Annotated in this window: 15 protein-coding genes; 5 read left to right on the forward strand and 10 right to left on the reverse strand. The window is 66.0% G+C overall.

Annotated elements, in window-relative coordinates; translation table 11 throughout:
- The first annotated feature begins 58 nt into the window (after positions 1-58).
- A complete protein-coding gene (locus tag KBZ19_RS04135; RefSeq protein ID WP_255099862.1) occupies positions 59-1,345 on the forward strand; it encodes an AmpG family muropeptide MFS transporter in 1,287 nt (428 codons plus the stop codon).
- A gap of 166 nt (positions 1,346-1,511) precedes the next feature.
- Here the strand turns inward: KBZ19_RS04135 and rlmN are convergent, their stop codons facing one another.
- The 7 genes from rlmN to rpsT form a co-directional block, all read right to left on the reverse strand.
- The gene (gene rlmN, locus KBZ19_RS04140) at positions 1,512-2,591 is read right to left on the reverse strand and encodes a 23S rRNA (adenine(2503)-C(2))-methyltransferase RlmN (protein ID WP_369802961.1); all 1,080 of its coding nucleotides are present in this window, start codon (positions 2,589-2,591) and stop codon (positions 1,512-1,514) included.
- On the reverse strand, positions 2,582-2,740 hold the full coding sequence (locus KBZ19_RS04145; protein WP_255099863.1) for a high light inducible protein: 159 nt from the start codon (positions 2,738-2,740) through the stop codon (positions 2,582-2,584). Before KBZ19_RS04145 ends, rlmN begins: the two co-directional genes overlap by 10 nt.
- A 3-nt stretch (positions 2,741-2,743) precedes the next feature.
- Complete coding sequence (locus KBZ19_RS04150) at positions 2,744-6,814, reverse strand: DNA-directed RNA polymerase subunit beta' (protein WP_094510216.1); 4,071 nt, start codon at positions 6,812-6,814, stop codon at positions 2,744-2,746.
- A gap of 61 nt (positions 6,815-6,875) precedes the next feature.
- Positions 6,876-8,780: a DNA-directed RNA polymerase subunit gamma gene (locus tag KBZ19_RS04155; RefSeq protein WP_094510215.1), complete on the reverse strand. Its 1,905-nt coding sequence runs from the start codon at positions 8,778-8,780 to the stop codon at positions 6,876-6,878.
- A gap of 54 nt (positions 8,781-8,834) precedes the next feature.
- Complete coding sequence (gene rpoB / locus KBZ19_RS04160; RefSeq protein WP_094510214.1) at positions 8,835-12,131, reverse strand: DNA-directed RNA polymerase subunit beta; 3,297 nt, start codon at positions 12,129-12,131, stop codon at positions 8,835-8,837.
- Between the two features lie 230 nt (positions 12,132-12,361).
- Positions 12,362-13,195, reverse strand: a complete 834-nt coding sequence (locus KBZ19_RS04165; protein WP_255099866.1) for a TatD family hydrolase — start codon at positions 13,193-13,195, stop codon at positions 12,362-12,364.
- A gap of 199 nt (positions 13,196-13,394) precedes the next feature.
- Positions 13,395-13,703, reverse strand: a complete 309-nt coding sequence (gene rpsT, locus KBZ19_RS04170) for a 30S ribosomal protein S20 (RefSeq protein WP_094510212.1) — start codon at positions 13,701-13,703, stop codon at positions 13,395-13,397.
- A 131-nt stretch (positions 13,704-13,834) separates the two neighbouring features.
- Between rpsT and hisD the strand changes: the two genes are divergently transcribed.
- On the forward strand, positions 13,835-15,118 hold the full coding sequence (gene hisD, locus KBZ19_RS04175) for a histidinol dehydrogenase (protein WP_094510427.1): 1,284 nt from the start codon (positions 13,835-13,837) through the stop codon (positions 15,116-15,118).
- 48 nt (positions 15,119-15,166) lie between these two features.
- Here the strand turns inward: hisD and rpiA are convergent, their stop codons facing one another.
- Genes rpiA through KBZ19_RS04190 form a run of 3 tightly spaced genes read right to left on the reverse strand, consistent with a single transcriptional unit; the run spans position 15,167 to position 18,046 of the window.
- Complete coding sequence (gene rpiA, locus KBZ19_RS04180) at positions 15,167-15,880, reverse strand: ribose-5-phosphate isomerase RpiA (RefSeq protein WP_094510211.1); 714 nt, start codon at positions 15,878-15,880, stop codon at positions 15,167-15,169.
- Between the two features lie 46 nt (positions 15,881-15,926).
- A complete protein-coding gene (locus tag KBZ19_RS04185; protein WP_315856315.1) occupies positions 15,927-17,162 on the reverse strand; it encodes a trypsin-like peptidase domain-containing protein in 1,236 nt (411 codons plus the stop codon).
- A 44-nt stretch (positions 17,163-17,206) separates the two neighbouring features.
- A complete protein-coding gene (locus KBZ19_RS04190) occupies positions 17,207-18,046 on the reverse strand; it encodes a metallophosphoesterase (protein WP_255099867.1) in 840 nt (279 codons plus the stop codon).
- Positions 18,047-18,149: 103 nt separating this feature from the next.
- Here KBZ19_RS04190 and KBZ19_RS04195 point away from each other — a divergent pair, with 103 nt between their 5' ends.
- The 3 genes from KBZ19_RS04195 (at position 18,150) to nusA (ending at position 20,572) form a co-directional block, all read left to right on the forward strand.
- The gene (locus tag KBZ19_RS04195) at positions 18,150-18,434 is read left to right on the forward strand and encodes a hypothetical protein (RefSeq protein WP_094510209.1); all 285 of its coding nucleotides are present in this window, start codon (positions 18,150-18,152) and stop codon (positions 18,432-18,434) included.
- Positions 18,435-18,589: 155 nt separating this feature from the next.
- Complete coding sequence (gene rimP, locus KBZ19_RS04200; protein WP_255099868.1) at positions 18,590-19,057, forward strand: ribosome maturation factor RimP; 468 nt, start codon at positions 18,590-18,592, stop codon at positions 19,055-19,057.
- Between the two features lie 69 nt (positions 19,058-19,126).
- Positions 19,127-20,572 carry a transcription termination factor NusA gene (gene nusA, locus KBZ19_RS04205; protein WP_255099869.1) on the forward strand — a complete coding sequence of 482 codons (1,446 nt, stop codon included), beginning with the start codon at positions 19,127-19,129 and terminating at the stop codon, positions 20,570-20,572.
- Positions 20,573-20,577 lie beyond the last annotated feature (5 nt).

The raw sequence follows: 20,577 nt of genomic DNA on the forward strand, positions 1-20,577 counted from the left end.
GTCCTGGTGGTGTTGGCATTCTGAAGGCATAGGGTTCGCCCAGTCGTGAACGGGACCCTTGCCGCCTGTTTCCAGCCCTGCCCCCACCGTTCCGTCCTGGCGCCGGCTTGTGGCCGTGGCGGCCGCCGGTGTGGCCAGCGGTGCTCCCTACATGGTGGGCAGCCGCCTGCTGCAGGGCTGGCTGAGCGCCAGCCAGGTTCCGCTGGGGTTGATCGGCCTGATTCCCCTGGCCGAATTGCCCTACACCTTGAAGCTGTTCTGGGCGCCGCTGCTGGATCGCTGGCCGATCCCCTGGCCCGACCGGCGCCGGGGCTGGTTGGTGCTGCTGCAGCTGGTGCTGGTGGTGGTCACCGCCGCGATGGCGCTGCTGCGGCCGAGCACCGACGCCACCAGCCTCGCCGCCATCGGCGTGATGGCGCTGGTGCTGGCGATCTGTAGCGCCACCCAGGACATCGCCGTGGATGCTTACCGGACCGACCTGCTGTCGGAACTGGAGCGGGGGCCCGGTGCGGCCGCCGCCTCGCTGGGCTACCGGGCGGCGATGCTGGCAGTGGGGGCAGGGGGATTCCTGCTGGCCGGGCGCTTCGGCTGGCCGGCGGCCTTTCTCGGCTCGGCGGTGCTGATCGCCGCCATGCTGCCGTTCACCCTGACGGCACCGCGGCTGCCCGCCATCGACCATCCGGTCACCAGCCTGCGCCAGGCGGTGCTGGGCCCAGCCCGGGAATTCCTGCGGCGCAGCGGCCCGAACCGCTCCTGGCAACTGCTGCTGCTGGTGCTGCTCTACCGCTGGCCGGATGGCCTGCTGAGCGCCATGGCGATCCCGTTCCTGACCAGCCAGGGCTTCAGCCCCGCCGACATCGGCCTGGTGCAAGGCGGCTGGGCGGTGGCCGCCACGATGGCGGGCACGGTGCTGGGGGGCGTGCTGTTCAGCCGGCTGGGCATGAACCGCTCCCTGTGGCTGTTCGCCGTCGCCGGGGCGCTCGGCAATCTCAGCTACTGGGCACTCGCCCAGTTCGGCGGCGGGCTGGCAGGGCTGATCACGGTGGTGAGCCTGGAGAATCTCTCCGGCGGGATGGTGGGCGCGGTGTTCGTGGCCCTGCTGATGAGCCTCTGCAACCCGCGCTTCTCCGCCACCCAGTACGCCCTGTTCTCCGGCGTCTACGCCATGAGCCGCTCGGTGCTGGCGGCACCCGCCGGGCTCGTGGCCGAGCGGGCGGGATGGGGACCGTTCTTCCTGTTCACCGTGGCGGCAGCGCTGCCGGCCTTCCTGCTGATGCTTCAGCTCACGCCCTGGAGCGAAGCGGAAGCCCGCGGGGCGTTCGATCCCTCCCGCGATGCCACCTGACGGGTGACCCACGGTCGTTGTTGGCTGGGGGTGAGAGCGGCCCTGATCCAGCGGCTTCAGCGTGCCTGGGTGAGGCCGTCTGCAAAAGACGCGCTGGCATGCCGTACAACGGCGGCGCGCCTGTCTCATCCGCGCGCCACAGCGGAGTGGCCTCAGGGGAAAGGCCTCAGCCGGTCGGTGCCAACCGTCGCCGCAGTTGCCCGCAGGCGGCATCCTGATCCAACCCCCGACTGGCCCTGACGCTCACGGCCACATGGCGGTCCTGGAGGGCACGCCGGAAGGCCTCGACCCGCTCCAGGCTGGGGCGTTGGAACTCCTCTTCCTCAATCGGGTTGTAAGGGATCAGATTCACGTGGCTCTGGAAACCGCGCAGCAGCTGGGCCAGGGCCACCGCCTGACGCGGGTGGTCGTTGAGCCCGCCCAGGAGGATGTACTCGAAGCTCACACGCCGACCGGTCAGAGCCACGTAGCGGCGGCAATCGTCCAACAGCCGTTCGAGTGGATAGGCGCGGGCGGTGGGGATCAGCTGCTCCCGCAGCGACTGATCAGGCGCATGCAGGCTCACCGCCAGGGTGAACTGGGCGCGGCCGAGCCGTTCGAGGGCCCGCTCGGCCAGCTGCGGCAAGGTCTGGGCGACCCCAACGGTGCTCAGGGTGATCTGGCGCTGGGCCATGCCGAGATCAGTGCACAGGCAGTCGATCGCGCCGAGCACGGCCTCGATGTTGAGCAGCGGCTCACCCATGCCCATGAACACCACATGGCTGGGGCGCTCCCCCATCACCTCGCGCACCGTGAGCACCTGATCAACGATTTCATGCACCGCCAGGGAGCGATCAAGGCCGGCCTTGCCGGTGGCGCAGAAGCGGCAGGCCATCGGGCAGCCCACCTGGCTGGAGACGCAGACCGTGAGCCGGTCCCGGCTGGGGATGCCGACGGTTTCGAGGCTCAGCCCATCGGCGGTGGCCAACAACAGTTTGGTGGTGCCGTCGCTGGCCACGCTGCGAATCAATTCGCGCGAACGGCCGATCGGATCGGCCTGCTCGACGTCGGGATTGCCGCCGAGCCGCTCACGCCAGAGCTTCGGCAGCACGGTGACATCGGCAAAGCGCCGGGCGCCCTTCGCGTAGATCCACTCGTGGAGTTGGCGGCCGCGGAAGGCGGGCTGGCCCTGGGCCACCGCCCAGGCTTCCAGGGCCTCAAGCTTGAGGCCCAGCAAGGGAACTGTGGGAGGAGCCGTCAGGGCCACACCAGCAGGCCATGACCCAGCTTCCACTCCACGGCCAGCAGAACGATGAAGCCAAGCATGGCGAGGCGGCCGTTCAACAGCTCGGTGTGGTGGTGGAAGCCGAAGCGCGGCAGGCGGCGCTGCGGGACGATCGGGGGTTGGAGAACCATGGATCAGTCGTCGCTCAGGAGACCTTCTTCCAGCAATCCTTCCACGGCGGCCGGATCAGGAATCAGCTCCTCTTCCAGACCTTCCTCGACACTGGGCCGGGCGAAGGCGGCAAAGGTGCTGGCCGTGGCTTCGATGCCCCGCTTGCTGCGCACCGCATCGAGCTCGTCCTCGGAGGGGTCATCGAGCACCGCGGGGGCGGCGACAGCCGTGGCTGCCGGCATCTCCACGGTGTAATCGGGACGCAGGTTGGCCACGCGGCGGTAACCGCCGGACTCCTCATCAAGGATGTCGGGATGGGGGCCGGCTTCGCTGCGCAGCTCTTCCTCGAAACCACCGAAACCAGTACCGGCGGGGATGAGCCGACCAATGATGACGTTCTCCTTGAGCCCGCGCAGCCAGTCGCTCTTGCCTTCGATCGCTGCTTCGGTCAGCACCCTGGTGGTTTCCTGGAAGCTGGCGGCAGAGATGAAGCTGTCGGTGTTGAGCGACGCCTTGGTGATACCCAGCAGCACTGGTGTGAACTCCGCGGGAGCGCCACCGGTGATCGCCATCGCCTGGTTCACCTGCTCCACCTGGCGCAGTTCGATCAGTTCGCCCGGCAGCAGGGTGGTGTCACCGGCATCTTCGATGCGCACCTTGCTGGTCATCTGACGGACGATGACTTCGATGTGCTTGTCGTCGATGGTGACGCCCTGGGATTTGTACACGTTCTGCACTTCCTGCACCATGCGGAACTGAAGCTTGGAGATGGCTTCCTGAGCCGCTTCCATCGAAGGCTTGCGGGAACGCAGATCCTCGAAGTAGCACTCGAGCAGTTCGTGTGGGTTGATCGGGCCGTCGGTGAGCATCTCACCGGCACTCACCTGCTGCGCGTCGTTGACCATGGCATTGCGGCCATGGGAGAGCTGATAGTCGGTCTGGGCGTCGTCGGATTCGATCACCGTCACCGTCACAGTGTCGTCGTCTTCGCCCTGCTTGATCTGCACCGTGCCCGACCTGCGCGAGAGCACCGCTGATTCACGTGGACGGCGGGCTTCGAGCAGTTCTTCGATGCGGGGCAGACCCTGAACGATGTCACCCGTTTTCTGGCGCTCAAACACCAGCAGCGCCAGAGCATCACCGCGCTGCACCAGTTCACCGTCGCGGACGTGCAGGACCGAATCGGGGGACACCATGTAGGGGCGGCCGAGACGGATCGTGATCGTGCTGCCGCTGATCGCCTCCACCTGACCGCAGCAGTCGGCGCGGATGCCTTCGGCGAGGAGCTCACCATCGACGAGGCGCTGACCGACCGTGACAGCGATGGCGGCCGAGCCGCAGTCGACGTCTTTGGTGTCGTGAGCACGCTCGACGATCAGACGGCGGACGGGCTCCCCATCCACCGGGTCAGGCAGCTGAACCAGGCCGTTCTCCTTGCAGAGGATCTGGGTGGTGGCGACCACGTCGCCGCTCTTGACGGCCATGCCGTCCTCCACCTGGAGCTTGGTGTGGGTGGAGCCGTGGCTGGCGTCGGAGAGGGTGTCGCGGCGCACGAGCAGGGTTTCGAGAATCACCAGCTGCAGGCGTTCGATCGTCTTGGCACGTTTGTCGGGCACCACTTCCACATCCACCGTCATCTGGGGGGTGGTGTCGAAGGTTTCAAGAATCAGCTGGGTGCGCAGCAGTTCCACGCCCTCCACCGACTTGATCACCTCACCGTCTTTGTAGGTGAGACGCTGGGTGGCTTTGAGACCGAGCGACGGTCCGCCGTTCTGCTTGATCGTGCCCAGTTCAGGCAGGTGGGCCTGATCGGGAATGGTGTATTCCTCAACTGGACGCAGCAGCAGCGCCCCTCCTTCGGGAGTATCCACTGCCTCGACATACACCATCGCCTCGGTGACAAGGCCCGGAGCGATTTCCTCCCCAGGATTGTGCAGCTTGCCTTCATCGGCGTAGCGGCCCAGCACCTTGCTGTCCGAGACGAGGTGGAGAGTGCCGGAGCGAACGATGATCTCGCGAAGGATGTCGTTCTTCTGGGTGACGGTGACGATGCCAGCGATCTGGCTGAAGATGTCCTTGACGACTTCAGTGCCGGCTTCAATCCACTGGCCGTCCTCAATCATCAACAGGGAGATGTCCTTGTTGATCTCATGGGTTTCGGTGGGAATCCACAGCAGGGTGCCGCCTTTGGACACCTCGTAGCCGTTCTTGGCCGACCGGGCCTTTTTGATCGAGAGGCCGGGGGCGTACTTCACCATGCCGCCCGTCTGGGTGCGGAAGCGGTCATCGGCCAGCTCGGCAATCACTTCGCCGGTGCCGATCTTGCTGCCAGGGTGGGTGCGCACCACGTAGCGGGAATTGTCCTTGCCTTCCAGGTGCCAGGTTTCCCCCGAATGGGTGGATTCATGCACCAGCTTGCAATCCTTGAGGGTGAGGCTGGCGGTGACGATCTGCACTTCACGCGAATCGCCCGCCGATTCCCGCAGGCGCACAGCGCCACCGTGCTCACTGACGAGCCGGCTCTCGGCGAGCACATCGCCGGTGGTGACGGGCTTGTTGCCGGCCACCACGGGCTGGGCATTGGGAGGAAGGTTGTACACATCGCCGGCCAGCACCCACATCCGGCCCAGGCGCTGAGCCTTGAGGGTGATGTTGCCCTGGCGGTCGGTGACTTCCCGAGGTTGGATCACATCCTCATAGCGCACCTGCCCGGCCAGGTCACAGATCACGTCTTTGGTTCCCTTCTCCACGCTCTTCTTGACGGACGTGCCGGCCGAGATCTGGGCCAGGACCGTGTCGGCCGGGATCGATTGGCCGTTGGAGACGAACAGGATGGAGCCGCCAGTGACATCCACCTTCTGCACCTTGCCCTTGGCGCTCGGAATCACCGAAAGGGTGAAATCGGTTTCGGCGATCTGAGCCTCCACGCCATGGGGCGTGCGGTGCTGACGCACCCGGGCCTTGGGGCCGAATTCCGCCACCCCTTCCAGCAGCGAGCGCACCACGCCGGTTTCGGCCGTGGACACACCACCGGTGTGGAAGGTGCGCATGGTGAGCTGGGTGCCGGGCTCACCGATCGACTGAGCAGCGATGATGCCGACGGCTTCACCCAGGTCCACCAGCTGGTTGTGGGCCAGAGCCCAGCCGTAGCACTTGCGGCAAACCGAACGGGCGGCCTCACAGGTGAGCGGAGAGCGCACCAGCACGGTGCGCACACCGGCGGCTTCGATCAGCGCCGTGATCGGCTTATCGATTTCGCCATCACGCTCGACCAGCACCTCGCCGGAGGAAGCCACCACAGGCTCCGCAGCCAGGCGGCCGACCAGCTTGGCCTGGAAACGGCCTTTTTCATCGGCCTGAATGGGGATGCCACGGGTGGTGCCGCAGTCGTCTTCCCGCACGATCACGTCCTGGGCCACGTCCACCAGACGGCGGGTGAGGTAGCCGGAGTCGGCGGTACGCAGAGCCGTGTCCACCAGACCCTTGCGGGCGCCGTAGGACGAGATCACGTACTCGGTGACCGTGAGCCCTTCGCGGAAGTTGGTGCGGATCGGCAGGTCGATGATCTCCCCCTGAGGGTTGGCCATCAGGCCGCGCATGCCCACCAACTGCCGCACCTGGGACATGTTGCCCCGGGCGCCGGAGTTGGCCATCATCCAGACGGAGTTGAGCGGGTCGTTGTCGTTGAAGTTCTTCTTGACTTCCTCGACCAGACGCTCGTTGGTTTCAGTCCAGGTGTCGATCACCTTGGTATGGCGCTCCACCTCAGTGATTTCGCCGAGCCGATAGCGCTCTTCGGTATCGGTGATCTGCTGCTCGGCTTCCTCGAGGAGGCGCACCTTCTGCACCGGAATCCGCAGATCTTCCACCGAGATTGAAACGGCCGCCTGGGTGGCGTAGTGGAAGCCAAGGTCCTTCAGCTCATCCGCCATCGAGGCGGTGGCCGCTGTGCCGTGATGCTTATAGGCCCACGCCACCAGGTTGCGCAACGCCTTCTTGTTGATCTCCTTGTTGATGAAGCGGGGGGCTTCTTTGGTCAGGGGAGCGTTGCGGCGACCCTGATCGGACGTGGAGGTGGAAGGTGTGCTGGTCATGGGGGGGCGCGGAGGAAGGCGGGTGGAGGAGGGCAGAAACAACTCGGGCGGAACTGAGCCTTCAGACGGCGGCCACCGCATCGATGATGGTGACGTTCATCACGACGCGGCCGACAGTGGTGAGCAGGTAGCGGCTGATGAGAGCACCGTCTTCATCGAAGCGGTCGCGGCGGTATTTCCATTGCTCGATGCGGGTGCCATCGCTGAGCGTTTCCTGCTTGAGGGGAACATCACTTTCGTCCTCGTCGTCGATCTCACCGGAGAAGCGAACCCACACCCAGTTGTGCAGGGCGAGGTGCTTCTCATCGAAGGCATTGAGCACATCGGCCAGGCCAGCGAAGGTGCGGCTCCTGTCACCGAAGGCCGGCTTCGCCTCATTGCGATCGAGAGCCGTGAGGTAGTAGATGCCCAGCACCATGTCCTGGGAGGGGGTGATGATCGGCTCGCCGGTGGCCGGCGAAAGAATGTTGTTGCTGGCCAGCATCAACATGCGAGCTTCCGTCTGAGCTTCGATCGCCAGTGGCACGTGCACGGCCATCTGGTCACCGTCGAAGTCGGCGTTGAACGCAGGGCACACCAGCGGGTGCAGCTGGATGGCGCGTCCGTCCACCAGCTTGGGCTCGAACGCCTGAATGCCGAGACGGTGCAGCGTGGGGGCCCGGTTCAGCAGGATCGGGTGACCTTCAATCACCTCCTGAAGCACCTGCATCACTTCGTCGTCGGCGCGCTGAATCAGCTTCTTGGCCGCCTTGATGTTATTGACGATGTTCTGACGGATCAGCCGGTGGATCACGAACGGCTGGAACAGCTCGATCGCCATCTCCTTGGGCAGACCGCACTGATGCATCTTCAGCTTGGGGCCCACCACGATCACGGACCGGCCGGAATAGTCGACCCGTTTGCCCAGCAGGTTCTGGCGGAAGCGCCCCTGTTTGCCCTCAATGATGTCGCTGAGGGACTTGAGCGGCCTGTTGTTGGCGCCCACCACGGTGCGGCCCCTGCGGCCGTTATCGATCAGGGCATCGACAGCCTCCTGCAGCATCCGCTTTTCGTTGCGGACGATGATCTCGGGAGCCAGGATCTCCTGCAGCCGCGCCAGGCGGTTGTTGCGGTTGATGACCCGGCGGTAGAGATCGTTGAGGTCGGAGGTGGCGAAACGGCCACCGTCGAGCTGCACCATCGGGCGCAGATCCGGCGGAATCACGGGGATGGCATCAAGCACCATCCACTCCGGCCGGGCATTGGTGGCGATGAAGTTGTCGATCACCCGCAGGCGCTTGATCAGCTTGGCCCGCTTCTGACCCTTGCTGCCGGCGATGTCTTCGCGGAGCTGTTCAGCGATCTCGGTGAGGTTGAGATCGACAAGCAGCTGCTTGAGAGCTTCCGCACCGATGCCCACGATGGGCTCGTTCTCGATCTCCGAGTCCTCGGCGTAGATCTGATCCTCGATCTCCAGCCACTCATCTTCCGTGAGCAGTTGCTTGTAGGTGAGGTCCTTGTGGTCGCCCTTTTCGAGCACCACGTAGCAGTTGAAGTAAACGATCTGCTCCACATCCCGCAGGGGCATGTCCAGCAGGATCGCCACGTAGCTGGGGATCCCCTTCAGATACCAAACGTGCGACACCGGAGCCGCCAGCTTGATGAAGCCCATGCGGTGACGACGCACCCGGCTCTCGGTGACCTCCACCCCGCAGCGCTCACAGACGATGCCGCGGTGGCGCACCCGCTTGTACTTGCCGCAATGGCACTCCCAATCCTTGGAAGGGCCGAAGATCTTTTCGCAGAACAGCCCGTCCATCTCGGGCTTGAGCGTGCGGTAGTTGATCGTCTCAGGCTTGGTGACTTCACCGACCACCTGACCGTTCGGCAGGGTGCGTTGCCCCCACTGCATGATCCGCTCGGGGGAAGCGAGCGTGATCTTGACGTAGTCGAAGTGGTTTTCGGTGCGGAGGTTGCTGTTGGTCATGGCCGGGGTGTCGCGCGGACGTCAAGGAGTACGGAACGGATCAGGCGTGGATCTTCAGTCGTCGTCGAAATCCGCGACGCCGAGCGACTCGTAGGTGGGCCGGTTGGGGGTGCTGCGGCGAGGATTGACGTCCTGCATGAGGTCAACCTCAACGCCTTCGTCGGTGTACACCGCGATGTCCAGACCCAGGGACTGGAGCTCGCGCATCAGCACCTTGAACGACTCAGGTGTGCCGGGGCGAGGGATGGGCTTGCCCTTGACGATGGCGTTGAGCGCCTCGTTGCGGCCCTGCATGTCGTCGGACTTGACGGTGAGCAGCTCCTGCAGCGTGTAAGCAGCGCCGTAGGCCTCCAGGGCCCAGACCTCCATTTCCCCGAGCCGCTGGCCGCCCTGTTGGGCTTTGCCGCCGAGAGGCTGCTGGGTGACGAGCGAGTAAGGGCCGGTGGAGCGGGCGTGGATCTTGTCGTCGACAAGGTGCACCAGCTTGAGGATGTGGGCATAGCCCACGGTGACCGGTTGGTCGAACTTCTCGCCGGTGCGACCGTCGATCAGCTGGATCTTGCCGGGGTTCTCGGGGTCATAGACCCAGTCTTTGCCGGGTTGATTGGCAGCTTCTTCGAGGTACTTCTGCACGGTGTTCTTGGAGGTTTCATCCCCGTGCATCTCATCGAAGGGCACCACCTTCACGCGGCAACCCAGGTGGGAGGAAGCCCAGCCCATCAGGCACTCGAACACCTGGCCGACGTTCATCCGGGAGGGCACACCCAGCGGGTTCAGCACGATGTCGATGGGGGAACCATCGGGCAGGTAGGGCATGTCTTCGCGGGGAAGAATGCGGCTGATGATGCCCTTGTTGCCGTGGCGACCGGCCATCTTGTCGCCCACCTGAATCTTGCGGCGCTGGGCCACATAGACGCGCACCACCATGTTCGCGCCCGGCGGCAGTTCATCGCCCTGCTCGCGGGTGTAGATCCGCACGTCCACCACGCGGCCCCGTTCGGTGTTGGGCACCCGCAGAGAGTTGTCGCGCACATCGCGAGCCTTCTCACCGAAGATCGCACGCAGCAGCTTCTCTTCCGGCGGCTGATCGGATTCCCCTTTGGGCGTGACCTTGCCGACGAGGATGTCACCCGATTCGACATAAGCGCCGATACGGATGATGCCCATTTCATCGAGATTACCGAGACTCTCTTCCGCCACATTGGGGATTTCCCGCGTGATCTCCTCGGGTCCGAGCTTGGTCTGGCGGGCTTCGATCTCGTACTTCTCGATGTGCACCGAGGTGTAGAGGTCGTCCTGCACGAGCCGTTCGCTCACCAGGATGGCGTCTTCGTAGTTGTAGCCCTCCCAGGGCATGTAGGCGATCAGCACGTTCTGGCCCAGGGCAATCTCACCGCCCTCGCAGGCAGATCCATTCGCCAGCACCTGGCCGGCGATCACCGCATCGCCCTGCTTGACGATCGGGCGCTGGTTCAAGCAGGTGTCCTGGTTGGAGCGCTGGTACTTCTGCAGCAGGTGGGGATGGTCGACACCGTCGACATCGCGGATCACGATCGCCGTGGCATCCACGAAGGTGACCACACCGTTGACACGGGTGATCGGCACCATGCCGGAGTCGCGCGCGACCTGGGTTTCAAGACCAGTGCCCACCAGCGGCCGCTCGGGCCGGAGCAGGGGGACCGCCTGACGCTGCATGTTCGAGCCCATCAGGGCACGGTTGGCGTCGTCGTGCTCCAGGAAGGGGATCAAGGAGGTGGCCACCGAAATCACCTGCACCGGCGACAGCTGGACGTAGTCCACCTGGGTGGGTGGAACGGTTTCGAAATCCTGGCGGTAGCGGACCGGAACCAGTTCGGCCTGAATGCGTCCCTCGGCGTCGGTGGCCACGTCGCCAGGAGCAACGCGACACTCGTCTTCGAGGTCGGCGGAGAGATAGATCGGGTCGCCCTGCTTCAGGACGATGCCATCCTCAACGCGCCAGAAGGGAGTTTCGATGAAGCCGTATTCGTTAACCCGCGCGTGGGTGGCGAGCGAGCCGATCAGACCGGCGTTCGGCCCTTCCGGAGTTTCGATCGGGCAGATGCGGCCGTAGTGGGAGGGGTGAATGTCACGCACGGCGAAGCCGGCGCGCTCCCGCGTGAGGCCCCCAGGGCCGAGGGCGCTGATGCGGCGTTTGTGGGTGAGCTCGGCCAGAGGATTGGTCTGGTCCATGAACTGGCTGAGCTGGCTGGAGCCGAAGAACTCCTTGATCGCCGCCACCAGGGGCTTGGGGTTCACCAGCTGAGCCGGGGTGAGCGACTCGGTCTCACCGACGGTCATGCGCTCCTTGATGATCCGCTCCAGCCGGTTGAGGCCGACGCGCACCTGGTTCTGGAGCAGCTCGCCCACCGAGCGGACACGGCGATTGCCGAGGTGATCGATGTCGTCGACTTCGTAGCCGGGCTGTCCCAGCTGCAGGCCGATCAGGTAGTCAAGGGTGGAGAGCAACTCCTCCTTGGTGAGCACCCGGGTTTCGTCGGGAACCGTGAGCCGGAGCTTCTTGTTGATCTTGTAACGGCCGACCCGGCCGAGGTCGTAGCGCTTGGCATCGAAGAAGCGGGAATCCAGCAACTGCTGGCCACCGCTTACCGACGGGGGCTCGCCTGGACGCAGCTTCTTGTAGAGCTCCAGCAGAGCCTGATCCTGGGAGGTGATCAGCTCGACGTTGGTGGCTGTTTCAATCGTCTTGCGGTAATAGTCGGGGTGCCGCAGTTTGTCGAGCACGTCGACGTCTGAGAGGCCCATGGCCCGCATCAGCACGTGAGCGTTGATCTTGCGGGTCTTGTCGACCCGGACGTGCATGAGCTCGTTCTTATCGGTTTCAAACTTCAGCCAGGCACCGCGGTTGGGGATGACACTGGCGTTGTAGGTCTTGCGGCCGGTCTTGGGGTCGGGCTCTTCCTTGAAGTAGACGCCGGGGCTGCGCACGATCTGGTTGACGATCACGCGCTCAGCGCCGTTGATGATGAAGGTGCCGCGCTCGGTCATCAGCGGCAGCTCACCGATGAAGACCTCCTGCTCCTTGATCTCACCGGTTTCCTTGTTGACCAACCGGCAGGTGACATACATCTGCGAGGCGAACGTGGCGTCACGACGCTTGGCGTCTTCCACGTCGTGGCGGGGGCGCTTCAGCCGGTATTGATCGCCGACGAAATGCAGCTCAAGCTTTCCCGTGTAGTCGGTGATCGGGGAGAAGCTGTCGAGCTCCTCGATCAGGCCTTTCTCCAGGAACCATTTGAAGCTCGCCCTCTGTACCTCCACGAGATCGGGCAGGTAAGTGGCGGTCTTGGCGACCTGGATCGCGCTGCTCATGCGGGGACCTGCAGTACGGAGGGGGAGGAGTGACCTGGAACGGGGGCGTCAGCGGCTTGAAATGCCCTGGGGCTCAAGGCAAGGGGGAATGAGCCGCCTGCGCGCTGGAAACGGGCGGATCAGGCGGGTGGAGCCGGAAGGGGCGGCCCGCCTGAATCCGGCCTATGGAGCTCTGTTCAAGACTGCTGACGTCGACAATGGAGCGCTCGCGCTGCCAGACCAATAAAACATCATACACATTGAGGAATGGATGTCACAGGAAGTCGAAAAAGACCTACCGCATTGGCGGTGCTGCAAGCCGCCACTTCTGTGAGGGTTTCCCCGCGCAACACAGCCATCCGCTCGGCCACGGAGGCCACAAAGGAGGGTTCATTGCGCTTGCCCCGACGGGGGACCGGTGCGAGGAACGGACAATCGGTTTCCACCAGATAGCGGTCGGCCGGCACCTGGCGGGCACAGGCGTGGGTGGCTTCGGCTTTGGCGAAGGTGACGGTGCCGCTGAAGCTGATCAGCAGCCCCAGCTCCAGAAACCCTTCCATTTCTTCAGGGGTTCCGCCCCAGCAGTGCATCACCCCGCGGGGGCAGCGTCCTTCGCTCTGCCGGGCTCGCAGCTCGGCCAGCATGGGTTCGGCCGCATCGCGGCAGTGGATGATCACCGGGAGATCCAGCTCCACGGCCAGGTCCAGCTGCGGACGCAGGATGTCAAGCTGCACCTGAAGATTGGTGGCGCGGAAGCTGTCAAGGCCCAGCTCCCCGATCGCCACCACCCGCCCATCGGCCTGAGCGGCAGCGCGCAGCACCGCGGGGGTGTCGTCCTGCCAATGCTCGGTGTCGAGCGGATGAACCCCCACGGAGTAGCGCAGCTCAGGGATGCGATCGGCGAGGGCGCGAATCGCCGGAATCTCGGCAGGTTCGACGCAGGCGTGCAGCAGGGAGACCACCCCGGCCTGGCGCCAACGCTGAATCACTTCCTCGAGATCGTGCTCGAAGTTGCGAAACACCAGATGGCAGTGGCTGTCGATCAGTGCTGGCGTGGTCAGTGCTGGCGCGGACTGGCCTGTCATGACGGCGGCGTGGAAGGGCAGCGGCGTAGACCGGACAGAGAGGTGGAGACGAGGTGGTGCCCTGAACTGCAAGGAGCCCTGCAGGGGAGGGCAGCTTGGAGGGGGTGGCACCTGTAGGACATCTGCCGGGGCTGCAGTGCCTGCAAGCTCAAGCAGTGAGCTGCGTTGATGAACAAAGGAGAGAAACCCCGGCGGGCGATCAGGCCTTGGGGGCGGTTGCCGGTTCGATCGCCTGTTTCACGGCGTGGCTGAGCCGGGACTTCTGGTTGGCGCCGGTGTTGCGGTGAAGAACGCCGCGCTTGACGGCCTTGTCGATCTTGCTGAAGGCCGCATTCATGGAGCTGCGAACCGCTTCCTTGGCCTCATCGCCAGGCTGCTGCTCGTAGCTGGAGACGGCGGTGAGGCAGCGCTTCATGAGCGTGCGCACAGCCGACTTATAGGAGCGGTTCTTCAGCCAGTTGCGCTCGGCAACCAGGATGCGCTTCTTCGAGGATTTGTTATTGGCCACAGGCGGGTTCGGCGCTGAATCGGCAGTCGCTGATCCTACCTTCAACCCTGCCGACCTGCCCAGGGGCGGGGATCTAGCTTGAACCGACACGCACGAGGCCCCCGGTGACCAACGCACCAGCAGCTCTGGCGATGCAGGTGCTCCAGGAACCGGAGGCGATCGGCAGCCGGCTGGAGGAGATCGCCCAGCGCACCGGCAGCGCCGAGATGAGCGAGGCCGCACGGCAGGTGGACGCGATCCTCGAGCGGGTGCGCCTGGAAGGGGATCAAGCGCTGCTGGATCTCACCGAACGCTTCGATGGTGTGCGGCCCGACCCCCTGCGCATTCCGGCGGAAACGCTCGCCGAAGCCTGGCGCACCTGCCCCGCAGACCTGCGCAGTGCCCTGGAGCTGGCCCATCGCCGCATCCTCGATTTCCACCAGCGCCAGCTGCCCCGCGACATCAGCGTCAGCGGCGTGCATGGCGAGCGCCTGGGCCGGCGCTGGAGCCCGGTGGATCGGGCCGGGCTGTATGTGCCTGGCGGCCGGGCCTCTTACCCCAGCACCGTGCTGATGAATGCGGTCCCCGCCACTGTGGCGGGCGTTCAGCGCCTGGTGATGGTGACCCCACCGGGTCCCGACGGCTGGCCCAACCCGATCGTGCTGGCAGCGGCCCACCTGGCCGGCATCCGTGAGATCTACCGCGTCGGAGGGGCCCAGGCGATCGGGGCGCTCGCCTACGGCACGGATTCAATCCCGCGCGTGGATGTGATCACCGGCCCGGGCAACCTTTACGTGACCCTGGCCAAGAAGGCGGTGTACGGCCGGGTGGCGATCGATTCCCTCGCCGGCCCGAGCGAGGTCCTGGTGATCGCCGACCAGAGCGCCAATCCCACCCATGTGGCGGCCGATCTGCTGGCGCAGGCGGAGCACGACCCGATGGCGGCGGCAATCCTGCTCACCACCAGTGCCGCCGTGGCCAAGGCCGTGCAGCATGAGGTGGAAGCCCAGCTGCGCAACCACCCCCGGGCGGAACTGGCGGCCACCGCCCTGCGCGACTGGGGGCTGATCGGCATCTGCGCATCGCTGGAAGAGGCGGCTCGGCTCAGCGACCGCTTCGCCCCGGAACACCTTGAGCTGCTGGTGGAGCGGCCAGCCCCACTGGCCGACCACATCCGTCATGCCGGAGCGATCTTCCTCGGCCCCTGGAGCCCTGAGGCGGTGGGCGACTACCTGGCCGGCCCCAACCACACCCTGCCCACTTCAGGCACGGCCCGATTCGCCGGCGCCCTCAGCGTGGAAACCTTTCTGCGCCACACCAGCCTGATCCAGTTCAACCGCCAGGCCCTGGAGGCCACCGGCCCCGCCGTGATCGCCCTGGCGGACAGTGAAGGCCTGCACAGCCATGCGGAATCGGTGCGGCTGCGGCTGAACTGAAGCCCGCCGCAACCGCTCTTGTCACACCGCCACAACCGCTGACGCCGGTCAGCGCTTCGGCAGGTCTTTCACCTCGGGCACGCCGTCGGTGATCTGACCCACCAGCACCTGGTCGGCCAGGTTGACGAACAGACCGTTTTCCAGCACGCCGGGGATGTTGTTGATCTCCTGCTCCAGCGAAACCGGGTCGCCGATCCCGCCGGGGAACTTCAGGTCGAGCACGAGATTGCCCTGGTCGGTCACCACCGGGCCGGCCTTGCGCACGGCCATGCGCAGCTCGACCTCCGCGCCGATCACCTCCAGCTCCGACTTCACCTGACGCCAGGCGGCGGGCAGCACCTCCACCGGCAGAAGAAAACCCAGATTGAGTCGTTCCACGAGCTTGGTGGAATCCACCACCACAACGAAGCGCTGGGCTCGGCGCGCCACCAGCTTTTCCTGCACGTGGCAGGCACCGCCGCCCTTGATCAGCTGGAAGTTGGGGTCGACTTCATCGGCACCGTCGATCGCCAGGTCGATCCGCTCCACCGCGTTGAGGCTCTGCAGCGGGATGCCGAGCTCCGCAGCCAGCACTTCGCCTTGAAACGACGTGGTCACGCCCACGATGTTGGTGAGTTCGCCACGGCTGAGCTTGGCGCCCAGCTCCTTGATCATCAAGGCGGCCGTGGAGCCTGAGCCCAGACCCAGCACCATGCCATCCCGGATCTGGTCAACGGCCGCAGCAGCCACCGCCTGCTTCATGCGGTCCTGCAGATCTGACATCGAAGGCGCGCCAAAGGCCGTGACCGTAGCAAGGGCGCGGGCAGGCTCAGGCGGGGTGGGGCAGGGCGCCGGGACGGATCGAGAGCTGCAGTTCGCGGGCACCGCGCACCACTTTCAGCGGCAGGCTTTCACCGACCTTGGAAGCCTCCACCTGCTCCAGCAGGCTGGCTGGATCCCGCACCGGCCGATCGGCCGCCGCCACCACCAGGTCGCCGCGGCGCAGGCCGGCGGTTTCGGCCGGGCTGTCGGGCAGCACGCGCTGCACCAGCGCGCCATCGCGCTCCGGCAGCTGGAGAATCGCATCGGGATCACGGTTGTTGTCACGGGCGCGGCGGGCAGTGAGCGGCACCAGCTGGAGGCCCAGGTAGGGATGCACCACCTGGCCACCGGTGCGCAGCTGGTCGGACACCCGCCGGGCCAGGTTGATCGGGATGGCGAAGCCCAGACCCGCACCGGGACCGGAGCGCACCAAGGTATTGATGCCGATCACCTCTCCGCTGGCATTGATCAGTGGCCCCCCGGAATTGCCGGGATTGATGGCGGCGTCGGTCTGGATCAGATCAAGCCGCTTGTCGGCGAAGCCAAGGCTGGTGATGTTGCGGTGCAGGCTGCTGACGATGCCGAGTGTGACCGTGCGCTCCAGTCCGTAGGGGCTGCCCAGGGCGATGGCCCAGTCACCCACTTCCAGGGCCTCGGAATCACCAAGGGGAGCGGCAACCAGATCGGGCGAGGCGTCGATGCGCACCACCGCGAGGTCGGTGACCGGATCGGCGCCCACCACCCGGCCATCCAGCTGGCGGCCGTCAGCGAGGGTGACCTCCACCAGGTCGGCCCTATCCACCACATGGGCGTTGGTGAGCACCAACCCGGAGGCGTCGATCACCACGCCGGAGCCCTGACCCCGCTCCCGGGTGCTGCTGGAGGGGTCACCGAAGAGATCACGCAGCAATGGATCGAGCAAGGCGGGGTCGAAGGCCTGGCGCGCCACACTGCGCTCGGTGTCGATCCGCACCACCGATTCCCCCACCCGCCGGGCGGCCTGCGACACGAAGCTGTGAGGTGGAACCGTTGCGGCCGCTGGGGGCGGGGCACTGGGAGGCGCGGCCGTATCGGCTCCGGCTGTGCTGGCTGCAGCCGTGTTGGACGTAGCTGGGACCGGGACGGTGGCCGCTGGCGCCGCCGGTGAGGGGGGGGCGACGGCCAGGGCGGATCCCGGGCCCGCCGTGATCAGCAGCAAGGCCAGCGGCAAGGCCAACAGGCGCAGCCACAGGGTACGGAGCACGCTGGAGTCGGAGGACACGGGCCCGAGACGTGAGGCCACTGACGCTAGGGGGGTGACGCTTCACCCGCTGGCGCCGAGCCGGGGGCGGCAGTGGCGGTGGGGGTGGCGGTAGCAGCGGCGGTTGCAGCAGCAGCAGGCCAGCGCCGCAGTTGCTGCTGCCAGCGGCCGTCCGGGGCCAGCTCCCAGACGCGCCCGCCGGGATCGCAGGCACGGCCCAGCGGGCAGGCCTGCACCGCCTCGAACTGGCGGTGGGTGGAAGGACACCCCAGCAGCTGCACGTCGGGCCGGCCGGGCAGCACCCCCCGCCAGTGCTGATGGATGTGCCCGAAGGTGACCGCCCTGAGCCAGGGGCAGGCCGCCAGCAGCTCAAGCAGGGCAGCAGGGTGCCGCAGGGCGATCCCATCCATGACGCCGTGGCCGATGGGCACCGGCGGATGGTGCAGGGCCACCAGCAGGGGGCGGTCGGCCGCTTGCAGTTGCGCTTGCAGCCAGCGCAGCTGATCCGGGCCGAGCCCACCATCGACGCGGCCAGCCAGGTGGGTGTCGATCAGCAGCAGCCGCCATTCGCCCAGATCGACGGCGGCCGGTGCGATCACGGCCTGCCGGCCCAACGCTGCCCGCAACAGGGCCGGGTGGTCGTGGTTGCCGGGCAGCAGCGCCACCGGCCAGCCCCGGGCGCTCAGCAGCTGCCCCAACCGCACATAGCCACCCCACGACTCGTCCTGGCAGAGGTCGCCGCTGATCAGCAGCAGATCGAAGGGAGCTTCGCCCGGCGCAAGGGCCTGCTCCAGCGCACTGGCCAGCGACGCGTTCGGCTGAAAGCCATGAAGCCAGCCGTGCGGATCGGCCAGCAGATGGGGGTCACTGAGCTGAAGGAGGCGCACAGCTGGCAACGGGAACTTTTGACGTCGCACCTTTTCGACGTCGCAACAGTGGGGCCCGGGCCCGCAGATAGCAGCCTAAGTTGCCTCCAACCGCCGCCATGCCATGGCTTCGATCCCCCCCGGCACCCGCGTGCGCTGCGCACTTTGTCAGGTGGAGATCCAGGGGATGGTCGGTGGCAATGACCAGGTGCTCTTCAGCCAGGGCGCTCCCGGCACCCGCGCCAAGCTCTGGGCGAGGGTCTGCCAATACGTGAAGGAGCCGCAGCGCTGCATCAACCAGGACGCGGCCCTGCGCGGTGAAGCGGGAGTGGACGACTTTTACGGGGAGGCCCCCAGCCTCGGCCTGTTCGGCGGCGCTCCGAGCACCAGCCTGGGCACCACGGAGTGAGGCGTCGCCTGGCCGCTGGGCGGTGCTGGAGCACCGACCTCTAGGATGACGAAGTGCCCGGCGGGCATACCCAGGCGCATGAGCTTGCTCCAGCGTCCGGGGCAGTTCTCTGCAGGAGCCGGTCGGGCTCGCTCCACTGCTCCTGACCCGCCCCGGTGCCCCACCCCCTTCTTCCCGCACTGGAATCCCTCGCGCGCCGGGTGGCTGACACAACCGGATTTCGAGTGGTGGAGGCGCAGATCCAGACCCATCGCCATCCCTGCATCGTTCTGGTGCAGATCCGCACTGGTGATGGCGGCGATGTGACCCTCGACGATTGCGCCGCCTTCAGTGGTGCCCTGGCTGAGGCGATGGAGGCCGAAGAGCTGCTGAGCGAGGCCTATGTTCTCGAAATCAGCAGTCCTGGTCTCAGCGACACGCTGGTTGAAGACCGTGACTTCCACAGCTTTCGGGGTTTCCCGATCGAGGTGCGGTTCCGGGATTCCAGCGGAGCTGAATGCACCCGTGCCGGGCTGTTGCTGGAGCGCGACGACGCCTTCCTGCACCTCAACGTCCGTGGCCGCCGCCAGCGGATTCCCCGCCAAGACGTGCTGACCGTCAGCCTCACCCGGCCGAGCGAGTGACTCCGCCCTCAGCCTGAGCGGCGCGCCGCTTCCCAACCCGATTGTTGTTCCAACCCCTCTTCCCATCCCATGGCGCTCGTTCTTCTCCCCGGTCTGCAGAACCTGATCGAGGACATCAGCGATGAGAAGAAGCTGCCCACCCAGGTGGTGGAAGCGGCCCTGCGCGAGGCGCTGCTGAAGGGCTACGAGCGTTACCGCCGCACCCTCTATCTCGGCATCAGCGAGGACCCGTTCGAGGAGGACTACTTCAGCAATTTTGATGTGGCCCTCGATCTTGATGAGGAGGGCTACCGCGTGCTCGCCAGCAAGATCATCGTCGAGGAGGTGGAGAGTGAAGACCACCAGATCGCCCTCGCCGAGGTGCAGCAGGTGGCGGAAGACGCCCAGATCGGCGACACCGTGGTGCTCGATGTCACCCCCGAGAAGGACGATTTCGGCCGCATGGCCGCCTCCACCACCAAGCAGGTGCTGGCCCAGAAACTGCGCGACCAGCAGCGCCGCATGATCCAGGAGGAGTTCGCCGATCTGGAGGATCCCGTGCTCACCGCCCGGGTGATCCGCTTCGAGCGCCAGTCGGTGATCATGGCGGTGAGCTCCGGGCTTGGCCGGCCGGAGGTGGAGGCGGAGCTGCCTCGTCGCGACCAGCTTCCCAACGACAACTACCGCGCCAATGCCACCTTCAAGGTGTTCCTCAAGGAGGTGAGCGAGGTGGCGCGCCGCGGGCCGCAGCTGTTCGTCTCCCGGGCGAACGCCGGCCTTGTGGTGTACCTCTTCGAAAACGAAGTACCGGAAATCCAGGAAGGTTCCGTGCGCATCGTGGCGGTGGCGCGGGAAGCCAACCCCCCGTCACGGGCCGTGGGGCCACGCACCAAGGTGGCAGTGGACAGCGTGGAGCGCGAAGTGGACCCCGTGGGGGCCTGCATCGGTGCACGCGGCTCCCGCATCCAGCAGGTGGTGAACGAACTGCGGGGCGAGAAGATCGACGTGATCCGCTGGTCTCCCGATCCGGCCCAGTACATCGCCAATTCGCTCAGCCCGGCACGGGTGGAGATGGTGCGGCTGGTGGATCCGGAAGGGCATCACGCCCACGTGCTTGTGCCGCAGGACATGCTCAGCCTGGCGATCGGCCGGGAAGGCCAGAACGTGCGCCTCGCCGCACGGCTCACCGGCTGGAAGATCGACATCAAGAACGCGGCCGAATACGACCAGGTGAGCGAGGACGCCCGCGCCGCCGAGCTGATCGCCCTGCGCGAGGAAGACGAGCGCCAGCAGGCCGAGGCGGAAGCCCGCCTGGCGGTGGAGCAGGCCAACCGCGCGGAGGAGGATGCGCGCCTGCGGGAGCTCTATCCCCTGCCCGAAGACGAGCTCGACCTCCAGGAAGAAGACGAAGAGCCTGTCTATGAAGGTGAAGCCGAGCCTGGGGAAGACGCTGAAACTGAGGCCGACGCGGAAGCGGCAGCTGACCTGGAGCCCGAAGGCGAACCCGATGCGGAAGCTGAGCCGCTCAACGGCTGAGGGTC

Source organism: Synechococcus sp. L2F, assembly GCF_024345695.1.
Lineage (GTDB): Bacteria > Cyanobacteriota > Cyanobacteriia > PCC-6307 > Cyanobiaceae > MW101C3.